General features: G+C 66.2%; 16 protein-coding genes and 1 tRNA gene. 12 read left to right on the top strand and 5 right to left on the bottom strand.

Going from position 1 to position 18,375, the window contains the following annotated elements; all coding sequences use genetic code 11:
• Positions 1-45 precede the first annotated feature (45 nt).
• Complete coding sequence (locus SB764_RS13945) at positions 46-693, top strand: LysE family translocator (RefSeq protein WP_065061827.1); 648 nt, start codon at positions 46-48, stop codon at positions 691-693.
• A gap of 214 nt (positions 694-907) precedes the next feature.
• Positions 908-1,759 carry a zinc metalloprotease HtpX gene (gene htpX, locus SB764_RS13940; RefSeq protein ID WP_065061828.1) on the top strand — a complete coding sequence of 284 codons (852 nt, stop codon included), beginning with the start codon at positions 908-910 and terminating at the stop codon, positions 1,757-1,759.
• 66 nt (positions 1,760-1,825) lie between these two features.
• On the opposite strand, the gene SB764_RS13935 is transcribed toward htpX, so the two are convergent.
• The gene (locus SB764_RS13935) at positions 1,826-2,950 is read right to left on the bottom strand and encodes a hypothetical protein (protein WP_410863812.1); all 1,125 of its coding nucleotides are present in this window, start codon (positions 2,948-2,950) and stop codon (positions 1,826-1,828) included.
• 261 nt (positions 2,951-3,211) lie between these two features.
• Between SB764_RS13935 and rsmB the strand changes: the two genes are divergently transcribed.
• From rsmB to SB764_RS13885, 10 genes are all read left to right on the top strand, one after another.
• On the top strand, positions 3,212-4,708 hold the full coding sequence (gene rsmB, locus SB764_RS13930) for a 16S rRNA (cytosine(967)-C(5))-methyltransferase RsmB (protein ID WP_176079476.1): 1,497 nt from the start codon (positions 3,212-3,214) through the stop codon (positions 4,706-4,708).
• A complete protein-coding gene (locus tag SB764_RS13925; protein WP_065061831.1) occupies positions 4,705-5,295 on the top strand; it encodes a DUF4390 domain-containing protein in 591 nt (196 codons plus the stop codon). Before rsmB ends, SB764_RS13925 begins: the two co-directional genes overlap by 4 nt.
• Complete coding sequence (locus tag SB764_RS13920; RefSeq protein ID WP_065061832.1) at positions 5,285-7,711, top strand: sensor histidine kinase; 2,427 nt, start codon at positions 5,285-5,287, stop codon at positions 7,709-7,711. Before SB764_RS13925 ends, SB764_RS13920 begins: the two co-directional genes overlap by 11 nt.
• Complete coding sequence (gene esaR / locus SB764_RS13915) at positions 7,712-8,401, top strand: response regulator transcription factor EsaR (protein WP_065061833.1); 690 nt, start codon at positions 7,712-7,714, stop codon at positions 8,399-8,401.
• A gap of 93 nt (positions 8,402-8,494) precedes the next feature.
• A tRNA-Phe gene (locus tag SB764_RS13910) sits at positions 8,495-8,570 on the top strand.
• A gap of 274 nt (positions 8,571-8,844) precedes the next feature.
• The gene (gene queC / locus SB764_RS13905) at positions 8,845-9,579 is read left to right on the top strand and encodes a 7-cyano-7-deazaguanine synthase QueC (RefSeq protein ID WP_321890911.1); all 735 of its coding nucleotides are present in this window, start codon (positions 8,845-8,847) and stop codon (positions 9,577-9,579) included.
• A gap of 184 nt (positions 9,580-9,763) precedes the next feature.
• Positions 9,764-10,396, top strand: coding sequence for a 7-carboxy-7-deazaguanine synthase (gene queE, locus SB764_RS13900; RefSeq protein WP_065061835.1), 633 nt, complete (start codon positions 9,764-9,766; stop codon positions 10,394-10,396).
• Positions 10,397-10,417: 21 nt separating this feature from the next.
• The gene (gene queD / locus SB764_RS13895) at positions 10,418-10,861 is read left to right on the top strand and encodes a 6-carboxytetrahydropterin synthase QueD (RefSeq protein ID WP_110325590.1); all 444 of its coding nucleotides are present in this window, start codon (positions 10,418-10,420) and stop codon (positions 10,859-10,861) included.
• A gap of 216 nt (positions 10,862-11,077) precedes the next feature.
• Positions 11,078-11,860, top strand: coding sequence for an HpcH/HpaI aldolase family protein (locus SB764_RS13890; protein WP_065061837.1), 783 nt, complete (start codon positions 11,078-11,080; stop codon positions 11,858-11,860).
• Positions 11,861-11,901: 41 nt separating this feature from the next.
• Positions 11,902-12,654 (top strand): tetratricopeptide repeat protein, encoded by a 753-nt coding sequence (locus SB764_RS13885; protein ID WP_321941454.1) that lies wholly within the window; start codon positions 11,902-11,904, stop codon positions 12,652-12,654.
• Between the two features lie 106 nt (positions 12,655-12,760).
• Here SB764_RS13885 and rodA read toward each other — a convergent pair whose 3' ends face one another.
• From rodA to mreC, 4 genes are all read right to left on the bottom strand, one after another.
• On the bottom strand, positions 12,761-13,927 hold the full coding sequence (rodA, locus tag SB764_RS13880; RefSeq protein ID WP_110325259.1) for a rod shape-determining protein RodA: 1,167 nt from the start codon (positions 13,925-13,927) through the stop codon (positions 12,761-12,763).
• A gap of 9 nt (positions 13,928-13,936) precedes the next feature.
• Positions 13,937-16,396 carry a penicillin-binding protein 2 gene (mrdA, locus tag SB764_RS13875; protein WP_110325261.1) on the bottom strand — a complete coding sequence of 820 codons (2,460 nt, stop codon included), beginning with the start codon at positions 16,394-16,396 and terminating at the stop codon, positions 13,937-13,939.
• A gap of 102 nt (positions 16,397-16,498) precedes the next feature.
• The gene (gene mreD / locus SB764_RS13870; RefSeq protein WP_065061841.1) at positions 16,499-17,011 is read right to left on the bottom strand and encodes a rod shape-determining protein MreD; all 513 of its coding nucleotides are present in this window, start codon (positions 17,009-17,011) and stop codon (positions 16,499-16,501) included.
• Positions 17,011-18,135, bottom strand: coding sequence for a rod shape-determining protein MreC (mreC, locus tag SB764_RS13865; protein WP_176079473.1), 1,125 nt, complete (start codon positions 18,133-18,135; stop codon positions 17,011-17,013). Before mreC ends, mreD begins: the two co-directional genes overlap by 1 nt.
• Between the last annotated feature and the right edge of the window lie 240 nt (positions 18,136-18,375).

The following is an 18,375-nucleotide window of genomic DNA, read 5'->3' as shown; positions in this document are numbered from 1 at the left end:
ACCGCGTTCGTGCGCTATTTCTTCACCGTATTTGCAGAGAAAGTCATGTTCGGCATCACCCATTTCGGCTTCTTCGTGGTCGCGGTTTTCCTCCTGAACGTCACGCCCGGCCCGGACACCGCGTACATCGTCGGTCGCAGCGTCGCGCAGGGCCGCAGCGCCGGTCTGGTGTCGGCGCTCGGCATCTCGGCGGGTTGCTGCGTGCACGCGCTCGCCTGCGCGTTCGGTCTCACGGCGCTGCTGGCGGCGTCGGCCACCGCTTTCACGGTCATCAAGCTGGTGGGCGCGTGCTACCTGGTGTATCTCGGCGTGCGCCTGATTTTCGCGAAGAGCGAAGCGAAGGCCAGTGAGCCCGAAGCCGGCGAAGCGCGCGCCGCCGCGCCGCGTCCGCTGCGCCAGTTGTTCCTGTCGGGCTTCTGGACCAATGTGCTGAATCCGAAGGTTGTGCTGTTCTTCGTCTCGTTCTTCCCGCAGTTCGTGAGCGTGACGAGCCCGCACAAGGTGATCGCGTTCCTCACGCTCGGCGTGGTGTTCGTGCTGATGAGCTGGGTCTGGAACAGCTTCGTCGCGTGGATCGCGGGCAGCGTCACGCAGCGTTTCTCCGGCAAGCCGGGCATCAAGAAATGGCTCGACCGCACGGTCGGTACCGCGTTCGTCGGGCTTGGCGTGAAGCTCGCGACCACCACGCGTTGAAGCTGGCGCTGAATACCGAGCTGAGCGTCGAACTGAACGCCGGGCTGAAACCGCGCGTCACCCGAAAACGGCGCGCGGAGATTGAATTTTTCGCACCCGCCCTTATCTAACAGATCGCTTACAATGCGCTCGCTGCCGCGGCCTGTCCCTTTGAGGGATGGCGCGCGGCGGGCGTCCAACGGTTTGATCCCCACTGGGTTAAGGAGCACAGCACATGTTCAACTGGGTCAAGACCGCGATGTTGATGGCCGCGATTACGGCCCTGTTCATCGCGATTGGCGGTTTGATTGGCGGGCGCAGCGGGATGATGTTCGCGCTCGTGATCGCGCTTGGCATGAACTTCTTCTCGTACTGGTTCTCGGACAAGATGGTTCTGCGCATGTACAACGCGCAGGAAGTCGACGAAACCACGGCGCCGCAGTTCTACCGCATGGTTCGCGATCTGGCCACGCGCGCGAATCTGCCCATGCCGCGCGTCTATCTCATCAACGAAGATGCGCCCAACGCGTTTGCCACGGGCCGCAATCCCGAGCACGCGGCGGTGGCGGCGACCACGGGCATTCTGCGCGTGCTGTCCGAGCGCGAGATGCGCGGGGTGATGGCGCACGAGCTCGCGCACGTGAAGCACCGCGACATCCTCATTTCCACGATCTCGGCCACCATGGCCGGTGCGATTTCGGCGCTCGCCAACTTCGCGATGATCTTCGGCGGCCGCGATGAAAACGGTCGTCCGACGAACCCGATCGCGGGCATCGCCGTCGCGCTGCTGGCGCCGATCGCGGGCGCGCTCATCCAGATGGCGATTTCGCGCGCGCGTGAATTCGAGGCCGATCGGGGCGGCGCGGAGATTTCGGGCGATCCGCAGGCGCTGGCGTCGGCGCTCGACAAGATCCATCGCTACGCGCAGGGCATCCCGTTCGCGGCCGCCGAGCAACATCCGGCCACCGCGCAGATGATGATCATGAATCCGCTCTCGGGCGGCGGCATCCAGAATCTGTTCAGCACGCACCCGTCGACGGAAGAACGCATCCGTCGTCTGATGGAGATGGCGTCGGGCCAGCGCTAAACCGGGAACGGTCGCGCACGCAGCGCGAGCTGCATTACGAAAAACGCTTCTTTCCGAGGCGTTTTTTTATGCCTGCCTGATGCCGATGTGTGACGGCGGGCGCGCGTGACCGACCTTGCGCAACGCGCGCTGGCGCATCGAAATCGCAAGAAAGAGACCGTAGACGCTCACAATCCACATCAGGTCGAGGAAGAGGAAAACGTGCGTGAGCCGCGCCAGCATCCACGCGGCGGCGAACGCAACCGGAACGACATAGGCGATCAGCCGTTGCGCGCGATCCTCGGGCCGTGTGCTCTGAAAGAGTGAGATATAGCAGCATGCGAACAACGCGCCGATATCGTATTCCTTCAGGCGCGGATTCAGGATGATCGCGAACGCGATCACGTAGAACAGCTTGCCCGAGACCTCGTCGAAGCCGATCATGCGCGGCTCGCGCAACGGGTTGATCCCGTAAAGAAATAGCGCGACGACGATGGCTTCGTGGATCAGCACGTCCTGAAGCGCCGAGAGGCTCGCGACGCGCTGCTGCAGGATGCCGGAAAGCACGAGACCCGAGTCGTGCTGCGTCAGCACCTGCCAGCGCAGGCGCGTCTCGAAACCGGCCCACAACTGCGGTTCGAGCAGCATTTGCGCGGCGTCCACGCACGCGACGCAAATCGGGATGATGAAAAAGTAGCGGATACCTTTCGGCAAAAATAGAAAGACGAGCGCATAGGCCCCGAAGTAAATCTTGATCGACGCGAACAGCACGATGACGAGCGTGGCGAGGCCGTAGCCGAGCGCGGCGCGACGCTCGCTGCGCGACGCCGAATAGAGCAGCATGACAATCAGCAAGTGCGAAAAGATCGCGAAATTCGCTGTGAGCAGCGCGCCGACGCCCGCGCCGCCCGCGAGAAAGCCCACGCTGGCGGCCCAGACGAAATCCGTCCTGCGCACGCGGTACACCACGTAGGCAAGCGTCGCGAGCGCGAACAGCAGATACACGGCGAGAAACGGCACGTTCGCGAACAGATTCAGAAAGATCGGCGGATAGACCAGCGGAAAGTCCGAAGCCGCGATGCCGTACGGATCGACGCCGAGGTGGTAGCGCGTGAGCGCGGACGTGTAACTGCTGTAGTCCCAGAAGGGCGCGAGCAGCTTGTGAGATCCCTGAGCGGCCACCGCGAACAGCGCGACAAAGACCAGGAACACGAGATCGAATCTTTTTCCGAACAGTTTCATGGCGGCCTTTACGGGGCGTAGCAGGGCGTTTGCCATTTTGCAGCGGAAACTCAGGCGAAATCGGCGGTTTTCTAGTGCACGAGCGCCGCGTCTGTCGGCGGTTCGGCGCGGCGAAGCGTCGGCTTCGCTGCGCCGCATGGACAGCGTTGCGCCCACGCCACGCTACAATGGCTCGCTTGTGCTTTGCTTATGCCAGTACGCCGCGCCATGCGGCTCGCATCCGGTTTTTTCATGACATCCAGCCATTCCCGTCGCCCGTCGGGCACTGCCGGCAAAGCCGGCCAGACCCGCGCAGGCCGTTCCGCACGATCCGCTTCGCCTGCCCGGCAATCCGGCGCACCGGCGACGCTTGCGCCCGTGCATCTGGCCCCCGACTCGCTCGGCTTCGCGCTCGATCAGGCTGCCCAGGCCGTCGGCGCGGTACGGGCCGGCGCGGCGTTGCCCGCCGCGCTGTCGAACGCGTTCGCGTCCTTGCCGCATGAGCTTGCTTCGGTCGCGCGCGGCGCGGTGCAGGACATCGCGTATCGCACGATGCGTCGCCTCGGCACGGTCGACTGGCTGATCAAGCAGCGCGTGAGCAAGGCGCCGCCCGCCCATGTGACGAACCTGCTGGCCTGCGCGCTGGCGCTCCTCGTCGACGACGAAGCGCACGCCGCCTACACGCCGTTCACGGTCGTCGATCAGGTCGTGCGCACGGTGGGCGCGCGCCGCGAAATCGCTTTTGCGAAGGGCCTCGTGAATGCCGTGCTGCGCGGTTTCCTGCGCGAGCGCGATCAGGCGCTGGCCGCCGCGCAAGCCGACGACGTCGCGCGCTGGAACTATCCGCAATGGTGGATCGACGCGGTGCGCCGCGCGTGGCCCGCGCAATGGGAAGCGATTCTCGCCACGGGCAACACGCACGGTCCGCTGACGCTGCGCGTGAACGCGCGCCGCGCCAACGCCGCCGACTATGTGCAGCGCCTCGCCGCCGAGAACATCGCCGCGACGCAGATCGGCACGCACGCCGTGCGGCTGGCCACGCCGCTGCCGGTGGATCGCATTCCGGGCTTTCTCGCGGGCGACGTGTCCGTGCAGGATGCGGGCGCGCAGATCGCCGCCGAAATCCTCGGTGTTCGCGACGGCATGCGCGTGCTCGATGCATGCGCGGCGCCCGGAGGCAAGAGCGGCCATCTGCTCGAACTCGCCGACATCGACCTGATCGCGCTGGAAAGCGACGCGTCGCGCGCGGGGCGTATCGGCGAGAACTTTGCGCGTTTGGGTTTCGCGCAGGACGATGCTGCGCATCCGTTGCGTCGCGCGCGCGTCGTGATCGGCGATGCGGGCGAGCCGCAGGCGTGGTTCGAAGGTGAAGGCGGCGAGGGCGGCGACCAGCGCTTCGACCGCATTCTCGCCGACGTCCCGTGCTCGGCCTCGGGCATCGTGCGACGTCATCCCGATATTCGCTGGCTGCGCCGCGAGCGCGATATCGCGACGCTCGCCAAGGAGCAGCGCCGTATCGTCGAAGCCTTGTGGAGCCTGCTCAAGCCGGGCGGCGAACTGCTCTACGTGACCTGCTCGCTGTTCCCCGAGGAAGGAGAGGCGCAGGCGGCCTGGTTTGAAAGCAGCCGTGAGGATGCGGTACGATTGGATGCTCCGGGGCAACTGTTGCCCACCGCGGCCGATGGCGCGCCGGCCGATCGCCCCGCGGATCACGACGGATTCTTCTACGCGCGCTTCCAGAAACGGTGACCATCAAACGCTTCTTCCCGCTGCGCTTCGCGGCCCTGCTCTGGGTCGCGTTGTTCTTTGGCTTCATGGCCGCCGCGCCGGCGCGCGCCGATTCGATCTCGGTGCAGCGCGCCTCGTTGCAGGCCGACGGCTCCGGCTGGAGCCTCGACGCCCGCTTCGATTTCGATCTCAACAGCAGCCTGGAAGACGCGGTCAACAAGGGCATTCCGCTCTACTTCACCACCGATTTCGAACTCACGCGCCCGCGCTGGTACTGGTTCGACGAGCAACCCGTGAGCGTCTCGCAAAGCATTCGCCTCTCGTTCCAGCCGCTCACGCGCGAATATCGCGTGTCGAGCGGCGGTCTCCAGCTCGGCTTTTCGACGCTGGCGGACGCGCTCGCCGTCATCAAGCACGTCACGTCGTGGCACGTGATCGAGCGCAATCAGGTGCATCCGGGCGAGACCTACACGGCCTCGGTGCGCATGCAGCTCGACGTCGCGCTCATGCCCAAGCCGTTCCAGATCGACGCGGTCAACAACCGCGACTGGAACCTCGCTTCCGACTGGAAGCGCTTTAGCTTCACGGTGACCGAACGTGCTAAATAAAGTGCGCCGCGCCACCGGAGGCAGTGTCAGCAGCTTCGTCGTGAGGCTGCTGGTGTCCACCGTCGCGTTCACCGCGGCGCTGCTGCTCGTGCTGCTCGCCGCCGCGAGCGCGAACACGGAATTCTTCGACCGCTATTACGGCTGGCTCTACGCGGCCAACATCGGCGTCGCGATCATCTTCATGTCGGTGGTCACGGCGCTCGTGATCGTGATCGTCGTGCGTTTGCGGCGCGGCAAGTTCGGCACGCGATTACTCGCCAAGCTCGCATTCTTCTTCGCGCTCGTGGGCGTGGTGCCGGGCGGCATCATCTACATCGTCTCGTATCAGTTCGTCTCGCGCTCGATCGAATCGTGGTTCGACGTGAACGTGGAAACCGCGCTCACGGCGGGTCTCAATCTCGGGCGCGGCATGCTCGACGCCTCGCTGTCCGATCTGCAGACCAAGGCGCGCCTGATGGCCGAGCAGATCGCGAGCGGCGACGCGGCCGGCACGACGCTCACGCTGCTGCGCGCGCGCGACCAGTTCGGCGTGCAGGACGCGACCATCGTCGAGCCGGTGCGCAGCATGTCGGGCGCGGCGCCGGACATGCACGTGGTCGCGCAGGCGTCGAGCAACTTCTCCTCGCTGATGCCGGCGGACCTGCCCACCGCACTGATGATCGATCAGGCGCGCGGGCGCGGTTATGCGGCGATCGAAGGCGAAGTCGACGGCGATCCGCATCTGCATGGGCCCAAGGGTGCGCTGAGGTTGCGCGTCGTCACGCGCATTCCCGACGGCAACACCACCGACCTGCAGCCCGCCGAACGCTTCCTGCAACTCGAACAGCCCGTGCCCGCCGCGCTCGCGCGCAACGCGGACGCCGTGCAGCGCGCCTATCGCGAATATCAGGAAAAGGCGCTCGGCCGCACGGGCCTGCGCAAGATGTACATCGGCACGCTCACGCTCGCGCTGTTCCTCGCGACCTTCGTGGCGATGATGCTCGCGCTCGCGCTCGGCAACCAGCTCGCGCGGCCGCTGTTCCTGCTCGCGCAGGGCACGAAGGAAGTGACCGAGGGCGACTACACGCCCAAACGCGAAATCAAGTCGCGCGACGAGCTGGGCTTCCTCACGCAATCGTTCAACGCGATGACGCGGCAGCTTTCCGAAGCGCGCCAGGCCGTCGAGAAGAACCGCGTCGCGCTCGAACATTCGAAGGCGTATCTCGAAAGCATCCTCGCCAATCTCACGGCGGGCGTGTTCGTGTTCGACCGGCAGTTCCGCCTGACCACGGCGAACCCCGGCGCGGAACGCATCTTCCGTCATCCGTTCCAGACCCAGGTGGGCTTGCCGATCGACCACGTGGCCGCGCTCGGCGACTTCGCGGCGATGGTGCGCAAGGCGTTCGCCGATCAGGAAGCGTCGCGCATGGGCGGCGACAACGGCGGCGTCGATCGAGGCCACTGGCAGCAGCAGTTCTCGGTGCCCGTGCCGGGCGAAACCGATCCGCTGACGCTGCTCGTGCGCGGTGCGCGTCTCGTCTCCGACACCGGCCGCGACGCGGGCGACATGCAGACTTCGGGCTACGTCGTCGTGTTCGACGACATTTCCGACGTGATCTCGGCACAGCGCTCGGTCGCGTGGGGCGAAGTCGCGCGGCGTCTCGCGCACGAGATCAAGAATCCGCTCACGCCCATTCAGCTGTCCGCCGAGCGTCTGCAGATGAAGCTCTCGGATAAGCTCGCGCCCTCGGACGCCGAAGTGCTCAAGCGCGGCGCGACGACCATCGTCAATCAGGTCGCGGCCATGAAGCAGATGGTCGACAACTTCCGTGACTATGCGCGCACGCCGCCGGCGGTGCTCGCGAGCCTGCAGTTGAACGACCTCGTGAGCGAAGTGCTCACGCTCTATGGCGCGGAAGAAGGCAAGAGCGCGATCAAGGTCGAGCTGTCGACGCTGCCCGTCATTCGTGGCGACGCGACGCAATTGCGCCAGGTCATCCACAACCTCCTGCAGAATGCGCAGGACGCCGTGGCCGATGTCGCGCAGCCTCGTGTAACGCTCGAAACGCGGGCCGTAGAATACGGCGAAGCGGACGCGCAAGGTCACACGCGCGTTGCGGTGCGTCTCACGGTCTCGGACAACGGTTCGGGTTTTCCGGCACGCATCCTCACGCGTGCCTTTGAACCCTACGTGACGACCAAGGCCAAAGGAACAGGACTCGGGCTTGCGATGGTCAAGAAGATCGTCGACGAGCACGGCGCGCGCATCGACATTCGCAACCGCATGAAAGCGGGCGATGTGATCGAAGGCGCGCAAATATCGATTCTCTTTCTCCAGCTCGCCGACGACGTCGACCCGGACGCCAACGCAAACGCACGTTCAAGCGTTACAGCGGAGCAGGGATCAAAAGCAACAGTGCAGACAAGGGCAGCGTAAATGGCAACCATCCTGGTGGTAGACGATGAAATGGGCATCCGGGAATTGCTCTCGGAGATCCTCAGCGACGAGGGACACGTCGTGGAGCTCGCGGAGGACGCGCAACAGGCGCGCGAATTCCGTCAGCGTCAGGTGCCTGACCTGGTGCTGCTCGATATCTGGATGCCCGACACCGACGGCGTCACGCTGCTCAAGGAGTGGGCCGCGCAAGGCCAGCTCTCGATGCCGGTCATCATGATGTCGGGACATGCGACTATCGACACGGCGGTCGAGGCGACCAAGATCGGGGCGCTCAACTTCCTCGAGAAACCGATCGCGCTGCAAAAGCTGCTGAAGGCAGTCGAGCAGGGCCTCGCGCGCGGCACCGCCGCGCCGGTGCCGGCGGCGGGTGCGCCTGGCGCGAAGCCGGCGGCGGGCGGTCCGGCCGTGGTGGCGTCGGCGGCGGCGCTGCCGGTGCTGGGCGCGGACGGCGCGCCGGGCGTCAGCGTGGCGCAGACGGCCTCGATCTCGTTCGACATTCCGTTGCGCGACGCGCGCGACGCGTTCGAGCGCGCGTACTTCGAGTATCACCTCGCGCGCGAGAACGGCAGCATGACGCGCGTGGCCGAGAAGACCGGCCTCGAGCGCACGCATCTGTATCGCAAGCTCAAGCAGCTCGGCGTCGACCTCGGCAAGAGCAAGGGCGAATGACTGAATGACTGAGTGAACGAGCCCTTTCCCAGAATCTTTTGAGAAAGGGCTTGCGCAAGTCGGAAAAGCTCTCTATACTTTCCCTTCTTCGTTGGCCCGGTAGCTCAGTTGGTAGAGCAGCGGATTGAAAATCCGCGTGTCGTTGGTTCGATTCCGACCCAGGCCACCAGAATGCAGAGAGCCCCAGGAGATCGTACGATTCCTGGGGCTTTTTCGTTGGAGGGCGCCGATCGCCCTGCGTGAGTGCCCAGCGTGTTGCGCGCAAAATGGGCCTCGGGCAGACGCCAGCGCGCGATCAGGGCTAATCAGCGGTATAAAGTGGCGCCGATATCCCCCGGGAGGGCGCGCCCTATACTGCTTGGGCCGGCGCCGGATCGAGCCGGTCCGCCCGGCGGGTTTCGACAGCTTGCGACCGCGCGGAACCTCATACACGGAGTTTCACGGTGACTCGAACAGAAACCAGAAACGGCGCGCTCGTGCTGTTTTCCGGCGGCCAGGACTCGGCAACGTGCCTCGCCTGGGCGCTCGACCGCTACGATACCGTCGAGACGCTCGGCTTCGATTACGGCCAGCGTCATCGCGTCGAACTGGAATGCCGTGAGGGCTTTCGCGCCGCTGTCGCGAGCCGGTTCCCCGAGTGGGGCGAGCGTCTCGGCGACGATCACACGATCGACCTCTCCGTGCTCGGTTCGATCAGCGACACCGCCATGACGCGCGAAATCGAGATCGAAACGGCCGCGAACGGCCTGCCGAACACCTTCGTGCCGGGCCGCAACCTGATGTTCATGCAGATCGCCGCGGCCATCGCGTATCGGCGCGGGCTCAAGGTGCTGGTCGGCGGCATGTGCGAGACCGATTTTTCGGGCTATCCCGACTGCCGCGACGACACCATGAAGGCGCTGCAAGTCGCGCTCAATCTCGGCATGGACAGCCGCTTCGTGCTGGAAACGCCGCTGATGTGGCTCGACAAGGCCGACACGTGGCGTCTGGCCGAAACGCTCGGCGGCGAAGCGCTCGTCGAGCTGGTGCGCGTGGAAACGCATACGTGTTACGTCGGCGAGCGCGCCGAGCTGCACGCGTGGGGCTTCGGCTGCGGCGAATGCCCGGCGTGCAAGCTGCGCAAGCGCGGCTACGAAGCGTACCTCGCGGGCGAGAAAGTAACGGAAGCGCCGGTCTGATCCGACGACGGGCGCGCAGCCGCGCAGGCAGTCTTCTCAGGACTGCGCGGCGTTGGAACGCGGCAAGACCGAAGCGGCGCACGGGCGGCGCACTTCGCGACGCGACGAGCGAGCCGAAAGGCTCAACAAGCGCCCGCCATCATGACGGCTCCCCACGAGCCCCGAGTCGATATCAGGCAGCAGCATGACTTACGCGGTAAAGGAAATTTTCTACACGTTGCAGGGCGAAGGCGCGAACGCCGGGCGTCCGGCCGTGTTCTGCCGGTTCGCCGGCTGCAATCTGTGGTCGGGCCGCGAGGAAGATCGCGAGTCGGCACAATGCCGTTTTTGCGACACCGACTTCGTCGGCACCGACGGTGAGAACGGCGGCAAGTTCCGCACGCCCGAAGAGCTGGTCGCGAAGATCGCGTCGCTGTGGCCCGAGGGCGAGAACCACCGCTTCGTGGTCTGCACGGGCGGCGAGCCCATGCTGCAGATCGACCCGCCTTTCGTCGATGCACTGCACGCGGCGGGCTTCGAGATCGCCATCGAAACCAACGGCTCACTGCCGGTGCTCGACACCATCGACTGGATCTGCGTGAGCCCGAAGGCCGACGCGCCGCTCGTGGTCACCAAAGGCAACGAACTCAAGGTCGTGGTGCCGCAGGACAACCAGCGTCTGGCCGACTACGCGAAGCTCGACTTCGAGTATTTTCTCGTTCAGCCGATGGATGGTCCGTCGCGCGACCTGAACACGAAGCTCGCCATCGACTGGTGCAAGCGTCATCCGCAATGGCGCCTTTCGATGCAGACGCACAAGTACCTGAACATTCCCTGAATTTGCCCCGGAAGCGCCGTGCTGACGATCACCCGAAAACTCGAATTCGACGCGGGCCACCGCATCCCCGACCACCGCAGCCAGTGCCGTAACCTGCACGGCCATCGCTACGTGCTCGAAATCACCCTGCAGGGCGATACCGTCGAGACGGAAGGCGCGCCCGATCGCGGCATGGTGATGGATTTCGCCGACGTGAAGTCGCTCGCGAACCAGCATCTCGTCGATCTGTGGGACCACGCGTTCCTCGTCTTCGAAGGCGACACGCAGGTGCGCGGTTTCCTCGAAACGCTGCCGGGCCACAAGACGGTCGTGATCGACCGCATTCCGACCGTGGAAAATCTCGCGGCCATCGCGTTCGAGATCCTCGCCAATGTGTACGACGCGCATTACGGCGTGAACCTGCAGCTGCACAAGGTGCGCCTGTACGAAACGCCCAACTGCTGGGCCGAAGTCGTTCGCGACTGATCTCCCGCTGATCTCCGCCGGCGCCGTCGCGCGCCGCGCAAGACGGGTTTTCCATCCGTCCCTGCAAACTTTTGTCGCGGTATGATCGCTCCGGCAAGGCCTGCGCAGCTCGCGCGGCCCGACAACACAACGGAGCGAGACTTGCCGGCTGCCGCACCGCCGGGCCACGCGGCCCGCGCGTGACGCGCATCGCGCACGCTCGCCGGGAGCACGGCGATGAGCACCTTCACCAATCCCCTCAAGGAACGCCTCAAGGACGCCGAGCCGCTGTTCGGGCTATGGCTGTCGATGGGCAGCGAAACGGCCGCCGAAGCGCTCGCGCACGCCGGTTTCGACTGGCTGCTGATCGACATGGAGCACACGCCCAACGACAGCGGCGACACCATCGCGCAACTGCGCGCGATCGCGGCGGCGCATCTGCCGACCGAGCCCGTGGTGCGCGTGGCGGCCAACGAGCCGTGGCTCGTCAAGCACGTGCTCGACGCGGGCGCGCGCACGGTCATGTTCCCGAATATCGCCTCGGCGGCCGAAGCGGCGCGCGCGGTGAGCACCACGCGCTATCCCGATGCGCAGTCGCCTGACGGCCAGCGAGGCGTCGCGGGCGTGGTGCGCGCGGCGGCCTACGGCATGCGGCGCGACTATCTGCACGGCGCGAATGCGCAGATCGCGACGCTCGTGCAGATCGAGTCGGCGGCAGCGCTCGCGGAAGTCGAGCAGATCGCGGCGGTGCCGGGCGTCGATTGCCTGTTCGTCGGGCCTGCCGATCTCGCCGCGAGTCTCGGACATCTTGGCGATTCGAAGCACCCGGATGTTCAGGCGGCGATGACGCGCATCGTTGCCGCCGCGCGCGCCGCGGGCGTGGCCGCAGGCATCTTCGCGATGGATGCGGCCCAGGCGAAGCAATATCGCGAGATGGGCTTCTCGTTCATCGCGCTGGCCGCCGACGTGATCTGGCTCGTGCGCGCCACGCGCCAGGCGCTGCAGGAGGCGCGGTCATGAGGCATCCGCAAGAGTGGAGCGCGCAGGTTGGGCGCGTGACGATGGCGTCGATGGTGGCGGCGGTGGTTGCCGTAGTCGCCATAGTCGCATTCACCGCCAACGCGGCTTACGCAGCCGATAACGGCGCGAAGCCAGCAACCCAACCTGCAACGACGGTCGCCGCTTCGAGCGCAGCCGCGTCGAACGCCGAGGACGATCCGCAAACGGCCAGCGCCGTCGCCGACTACAACGCGGGCAATCTTGCGGCCGCGCGCAAGGAGTTCCTGGCAGCGGCGGCGCGCGGCAACCGGCTCGCCGAATTCAATTACGCGATGATGCTCGTGAACGGCGAGGGTGGCGGCGCCGACGTCGCCGAAGGCCGCAAGTGGCTGCGCAAGGCCGCCGATGCGAACATGTCCCACGCGCAATACGTGTACGGAAAAATGTACGACGACGGCGACTTCGTCGGGCGCGATCCGGCGCAAGCGCATCAGTGGTTTATGAAGGCCGCGAAGCAGGGGCACGTGCAGGCGGAACTCGCGCTCGCGAACCAGTTCCTCGACGGACGCGGCACCGCGCGCGACAACAAGCAGGCGTTCTACTGGTACAAGAAGGCGGCCGAGGGCGGCGACATGACCGCGCAATACGTGACCGGCTCGTTCTACGAACGCGGCGGCGACGGCGTGCCGAAGAACCTCAACGTCGCGCGCGCGTATTACGCGGCGGCGGCGGCCCAGGGCGATCCGGTGGCGCGCCTCAAGTTTCAGCAGTTGAGCGCGCAATTGATGAAATCCGCGCCCGCGCAGCCGCAGTGAGTTCGCGGTGAATCCACGCTAGATCGCGTGCCGAAATGAAAAACGCGCCGGTGAAAACCGGCGCGTTTTGTTTTGTGCGGCCTGCTGTGTACTAATGCAATGCCCGTCAGCTTTGCATCAGCCGCTTCTGGCGCCCCACACTCATGATCAGCCCGATGGCGATGCCGAGCGTCGTCAGCGCGGTGCCGCCGTAGCTCATGAACGGCAACGGTACGCCGACCACGGGCAGGATCCCGCTCACCATGCCGATGTTGACGAACGCGTAGGTGAAGAACGCCATCGTCAGCGAACCGGCCAGTAATCGCCCGAACAAGGTCGCGCCGTTGGCCGCGATATAGAGCCCGCGCGCGATCAGACACATGTAGAGCGTGAGCAGCACGATGCCGCCCGCCATGCCGAACTCCTCCGAGAACACCGCGAAGATGAAGTCGGTGTGCTTTTCGGGGATGAACTCCAGATGCGACTGCGTGCCCTTGAGCCAGCCCTTGCCGAGCGGCCCGCCGGAGCCGATCGCGATCACCGCCTGAATTGTGTGGAAGCCCTTGCCGAGCGGGTCGGACGTCGGGTCCAGCAGCGTGCAGATACGGTGCTTCTGGTAGTCGTGCATGAGCGGCCAGTTGACCTGCGGCTGGCAGATCTTGTCCTGGAACGCCGCGATCGAGGCCACGGCGATCACGCCCGCGATCAGCACCGGCACGATCAGCTTGAACGAGAGTCCGGCGAAATAGATCACGAACACGCCCGAGGCGAAGACCAGCACGGCGGTGCCGAGGTCGGGCTGCTTGGCGATCAGGCCGACCGGCACGAGCAGGATGGCGAAGCCCACCACGAAGTCGTACCAGCGCGTGACGCCTTCGCGGCGCTGGTAATACCACGCGAGCATCAGCGGGGTGGCGATCTTGAGAATTTCCGACGGCTGGATGACCACGCCCACGTTGATCCAGCGCTTCGCGCCCTTGCGGGTGAGCCCGAAGAGCGCGACCGCTATCAGTAACGCGATGCCGAAGGTGTAGATTGGCACCGCGAAGCGCATCAGCGTATTGGGCGGCACGTTGGCGAGCACCCACATCAGCACGAAGGTCAGCATGATGTTGCGCAGCTGGTCTTCGACGCGGCCCGGCACGTCGAGGCTCGCGCTGTAAAGCGTGACGATGCCCACGCACAGCAGCAGGAACACCGTGAGCGCGAGCGGGCGATCGAAGCCCAGGAACATCTTGCGCAGCGTGTCGAGCACGGCGCGCTTGTCGATCTTGTCGAACTGGAGGAGAGGCATGGTGTGTCCTTACTCGTCGGCGTTGCCCGTGGCGGCCTTGGGCGGCGGCGCGAGCGTGGCGTTGCCGGACGCGCTCGCGGGGCGGCGCGGACGATGCGGGCCGGGGCCGAAATGGCGCGGCAGCGAGGCGGCGGCGGGACGCGCCGGGACGCCGTCGTCGCCGATCGCGGTGCCGCCGTTCACGGCGTCGGCGATGTCGGCGTTCATGCCGGCGCTGTTGTTCGCGGGTTTGGCTTTCGGTGCGGCAGGCGCGTGCGCGCCGCTCGCGGCTGAGGCGTTCGACGCCGCTTCGGCGTTCGCCGCCGCGGAGGCCGCCGCCGCAGCGGACGCCGCCTCGGCCGCCGAAGCCGCGCCGGGAAGCGGCAGCGGCGTGAAGCCCGCCGCAACCTTGACGCTCGATACGGGCGCGCTGGCGGGCGCGGGCGCCGAAGCGCCGCCCGTAGCCGATGCACTTGCGGCACCCGACGCACCCGCAGCACCCGACGCTTCCAGCGGCGCGCCGCCGATCACGGGCGCGGACGCATCCTGCGTCGCCGACGCGGCAGCGGCCACGGCCGCCTGTTCCGCGCCCGGCTTCAGACGGTCGACGAGCCAGTAATCGAGCACGCGGCGCGCGATCGGACCGGCCGCCTGTGCGCCCCAGCCGCCGTTTTCGACGATCAGCGCGAGCGCGATCGTGGGTTTGTCGGCGGGCGCGAAGGCGGTGAACAGCGCGTGGTCGCGCAGATGCTCGGCGACCGCGTGCGCCTGATACTTCGCGCCTTGCAGCGAGTACACCTGCGCCGTGCCGGTCTTGCCCGCCGACGTGTACGGCGCGTTGCGGAACAGCTGATACGCGGTGCCCGACGGATTCATCGTCACGTTTTCCATGCCGCGTTTCACGACGTCGATGTCGGACTGCTTCACGTCGAGTCGTCCGCTTTCGGCCGGCACGGTCAGATGCTCGGCCTTCGTGATCGGATTCTCGATGGCCTTCACGAGGTGAGGCTTCATGAGCACGCCGTTATCGGCGAGCGTGGCCGTGGCGTGCGCGAGCTGCAGGATCGTGAACGAGTTGTAGCCCTGACCGATCCCGAGGCTGATCGTCTCGCCTTCGTACCACTTCTGTTGCTCGGGCTTGCGGTAGGCCTTCTTCTTCCACTCGGTCGAGGGCAGGATGCCGCGCGCCTCGCCCGCGATGTCGATGCCGGTGAGCTGGCCGAAGCCGAGCGGCTTCATGAAGTTGGCGATGGCGTCCACGCCCAGATCGTGCGCGAGCATGAAGAAGTAGGTGTCGTTCGACACCATGATCGCCTTGTTCATGTCGACCCAGCCCTGGCCGGAGCGCACGTCGTTGTTGAAGCGGTGGCCGCCGAACATGTAGTAGCCGGGGTCCGAGAAGCCCCACTGCGGCGTGCGCTTGTGCAGCGTGAGCGCGGCGAGCGCCATGAACGGCTTGTAGGTCGAGCCCGGCGGATAGGTGCCGTGCAGCGGACGGTTGAGCAGCGGGTGATCGGGCGAGTTGTTGAGTTCGTCCCAGGTTTGCTGGTCGATGCCGTCGACGAACGAATTCGGGTCGAAGCTCGGCGCGGAAACGAAGGCGAGAATGTCGCCCGTCGACGGCTCGATGGCCACGAGCGCGCCGCGCTTGCCCGCGAAAGCCTGCTCGGCCACCTGCTGCAAACCGATGTCGATCGACAGCACGAGGTTGTTGCCCGGCGTGGCCTGCGTGCGCGAGAGCGTGCGCACCGGACGGCCGCCCGCCGTCACTTCGACTTCCTCGAAACCGGTCAGGCCGTGCAGCTCGGTTTCGTAGCTCTGCTCGACGCCGATCTTGCCGATGTAGTCGGTGCCGTTGTAGTTGTTGGCATCGAGACGCGGATCGTAATGCTCGGTATCGCTGTCATTCTTGTCGCTCATGTCGTCGATCCGTTCCTGATCGCGCTGCGAGATGCGGCCGATATAGCCGATCACGTGCGCGGCCGTCGGACCGAGCGGGTACTGGCGGAACAGACGCGCGCGCACTTCCACGCCGGGGAAGCGGAAGCGCTGCGCGGTGAAGCGGGCGACTTCGTCGTCGGTGAGGCGCGTGCGGATCGGCAGGCTCTCGAAGTTCTTCGAATCTTCGAGCAGCTTCTTGAAGCGGCGGCGGTCGCGCGCGTCGATCGGAATCACGGTCGAGAGTTGATCGATCGTGTTGTCGAGCGTGTCGGTGAGCTTCGACGGCGTGATTTCGAGCGTGTACGCCGAGTAGTTCTTCGCGAGCACGACGCCGTTGCGGTCGGTGATGATGCCGCGATTCGGCACGATCGGCGCGACCGAAATGCGGTTTTCGTCCGCTTGCAGCGAGTATTTGCTGTGGTTCCAGACCTGCAGATAGAGGAAACGGAACGCGATCAGCCCGAAGCAGACGAACACGAACAGGCCCGCCGCCGCGACGCGCAGGCGGAACTTCGTGAGCTGCTGCTGGGTGTCCTTGAATTCGGTCATGCGATCAGGCGACGAGGCCCGCGCCTCGCGCGAGCGCTGCGGCGGGCCGGTAGGAAGAGTGAGTCATCGGGCGTCCAGCAACGGCGAGCGGCGCGCGGCCGCTCAGATGGGCCGCGTGTCGTCGGGATCGACGGGGCGGCGCTGCGGCAGCAGCAGCAGCACGCTCGTGACCGGCCACAGCACGGCTTCCACGAAACCGCTGATCAGATAGCCCCAGCCGGGAAACGACGCGCCCATCAACAGGCGGATCACGAAGGGTACGACCTGCGCGCCCACGAGCAGCGGGGTGACGGCGAACATTTGCAGCCCGATCGACATCCACAGCACGCGGCGGTGGATCGTGATCGCGCCGAACGAAAGCAGCGTGTAGGCGAGCGCGTGCTCGCCGAGCAGATTCGCGTTGTGCACGTCCATCAAGAGGCCGAGGCAGAACGCGATGCCCATGCCGACCTTGCGCGGCTGGTGGATGTTCCAGAACAGCAGCACGAGCGCGACGAAGTCGGGCACGCCGGGCAGCTTGCCCCACGGCAGCAGGTTCAGCAGGAACGCCGCCGCGAGACTGAACGCGATGAAGTACGGGTTGACCGGTTGAAGAATGTATTGCGGACGCGGCATCAGTGGCTGCCCCCTTGTGCGGCAGGCTTGGCCGGCGCGGGCGCCGGAGACTTCGCGGGCGCGGCGCTGCTCGCGGCGGCGGGTTTGGCCGCCGGGGCTGCCGCGCCAGGTGCCGCGCTGGTTGCCGCGTTAGTTGCCGCGTTAGTTGCCGCATTAGCTGCGGGCTTGGCGTCGGCTTTCTTGTCGCCCTTCTTGTCGCCGCCCTTGGCGGCCTTCTTCTTCGCGTCCTTGGCTTCTTTCGCTGCTTCGGCAGCGGCGGCGTCGGCGGCCTCTACCGGATTCGGCGGCAACTGCGCCGTGAAATGCAGCACCAGCACCTGACGCGCGCCGCGCACGGCCGCGAGCGGCACGCACACCACGCGCGCGAAAGCCGTGTCGGCCTGCTTGTCGACGCGCAGCACCTTCGCGACTGGCAGACCTTGCGGATACACGCCGTCGAGACCGCTGGTGACGAGTTCGTCGCCGGCTTGCACGTCGGCGCTGATCGGCACGAAACGCAGATCGAGCAGATCGCCGCGCGCCGTGCCGTAGATCACGCTGCGCAGACCCGTGCGGACGATTTCCACCGGCACGGCCTGGTCCTTGTCGGTCACGAGCGTGACTTCGGACTGCATCGGGAACACGCGGGTGATCTGGCCGATCACGCCGTCTTCGGTCACGACGGGCGAGCCGTTCTGCACACCTTGCTGCGAGCCGCCGCCGATCACGACCTTCTGCGTGAACGGATCGCGCGTGTCGTACTGGATTTCGGCGGGCGTGGTCTGCGCGCCGATGCGCTGCGACAACTGCAGCAGCGCGCGCAGATGCGTGTTTTCCACCGCGAGCGAGGCGGCCTCGTTGGCCTGCTGGGCGAGCTGAAGATTGCGCGTGTGCAGTTGCGCGTTGTCCTGGCGCAGCGAGGCGCTCGTGACGGCGAGGTCGGCGGCGCCCATGAAGAGGTCGCGCGGCACGAGCGCGGCGCGCTGCAGCGGATAGAGACCGGCGCCGAGCACGCCGCGCACGACTTCGAGCGTCTTGAAACGGGCGTCGGAGACGAGCAGCGCGATCGACAGCACGACGAAGAACAGCAGTCGTGCGAGTGCCGATGGGCCTTGTTTGAACAGAGGCGGCGGACTGTATTCCATGGTCGGCGCCGGGGGCGTGTGCGGTTCGGTGAAACTAACGGTGAAACTGGAGGCGCGAGGGCCGGGCCGCGAAGCGCGCCGCGAGCGCCGCCTCGACATGGGCGGCACGAACGTCACGAGCGGCACATTCGGCCTGAGCGGCGCGGGCGACGAGGCGGGGCGGCGTCTGCCGCCGCCGAACCGTCAACCGTTCGACAGTCTCACCCACTGCGGCGCGATAAGTCGCACCAGATGTCGCGC

Source organism: Paraburkholderia sp. SIMBA_027 (assembly GCF_046535315.1).
GTDB lineage: Bacteria > Pseudomonadota > Gammaproteobacteria > Burkholderiales > Burkholderiaceae > Paraburkholderia > Paraburkholderia tropica.
The sequence above is the reverse complement of the archived record's forward strand: the minus strand, read 5'-3'. Positions and strand labels throughout refer to the sequence as shown.

What these genes read in the sequence shown, in the direction of transcription:
- mreD (WP_065061841.1), bottom strand. Translation starts at nt 17,011, where the DNA reads ATGCCGCGTCCGCAATACATTCTTCAACCGGTCAACCCGTACTTCATC.
- mrdA (WP_110325261.1), bottom strand. Translation starts at nt 16,396, where the DNA reads ATGACCGAATTCAAGGACACCCAGCAGCAGCTCACGAAGTTCCGCCTG.
- SB764_RS13885 (WP_321941454.1), top strand. Translation starts at nt 11,902, where the DNA reads ATGGCGTCGATGGTGGCGGCGGTGGTTGCCGTAGTCGCCATAGTCGCA.
- esaR (WP_065061833.1), top strand. Translation starts at nt 7,712, where the DNA reads ATGGCAACCATCCTGGTGGTAGACGATGAAATGGGCATCCGGGAATTG.
- htpX (WP_065061828.1), top strand. Translation starts at nt 908, where the DNA reads ATGTTCAACTGGGTCAAGACCGCGATGTTGATGGCCGCGATTACGGCC.
- rsmB (WP_176079476.1), top strand. Translation starts at nt 3,212, where the DNA reads ATGACATCCAGCCATTCCCGTCGCCCGTCGGGCACTGCCGGCAAAGCC.
- mreC (WP_176079473.1), bottom strand. Translation starts at nt 18,135, where the DNA reads ATGGAATACAGTCCGCCGCCTCTGTTCAAACAAGGCCCATCGGCACTC.
- SB764_RS13945 (WP_065061827.1), top strand. Translation starts at nt 46, where the DNA reads ATGTTCGGCATCACCCATTTCGGCTTCTTCGTGGTCGCGGTTTTCCTC.
- rodA (WP_110325259.1), bottom strand. Translation starts at nt 13,927, where the DNA reads ATGCCTCTCCTCCAGTTCGACAAGATCGACAAGCGCGCCGTGCTCGAC.
- queE (WP_065061835.1), top strand. Translation starts at nt 9,764, where the DNA reads ATGACTTACGCGGTAAAGGAAATTTTCTACACGTTGCAGGGCGAAGGC.
- SB764_RS13890 (WP_065061837.1), top strand. Translation starts at nt 11,078, where the DNA reads ATGAGCACCTTCACCAATCCCCTCAAGGAACGCCTCAAGGACGCCGAG.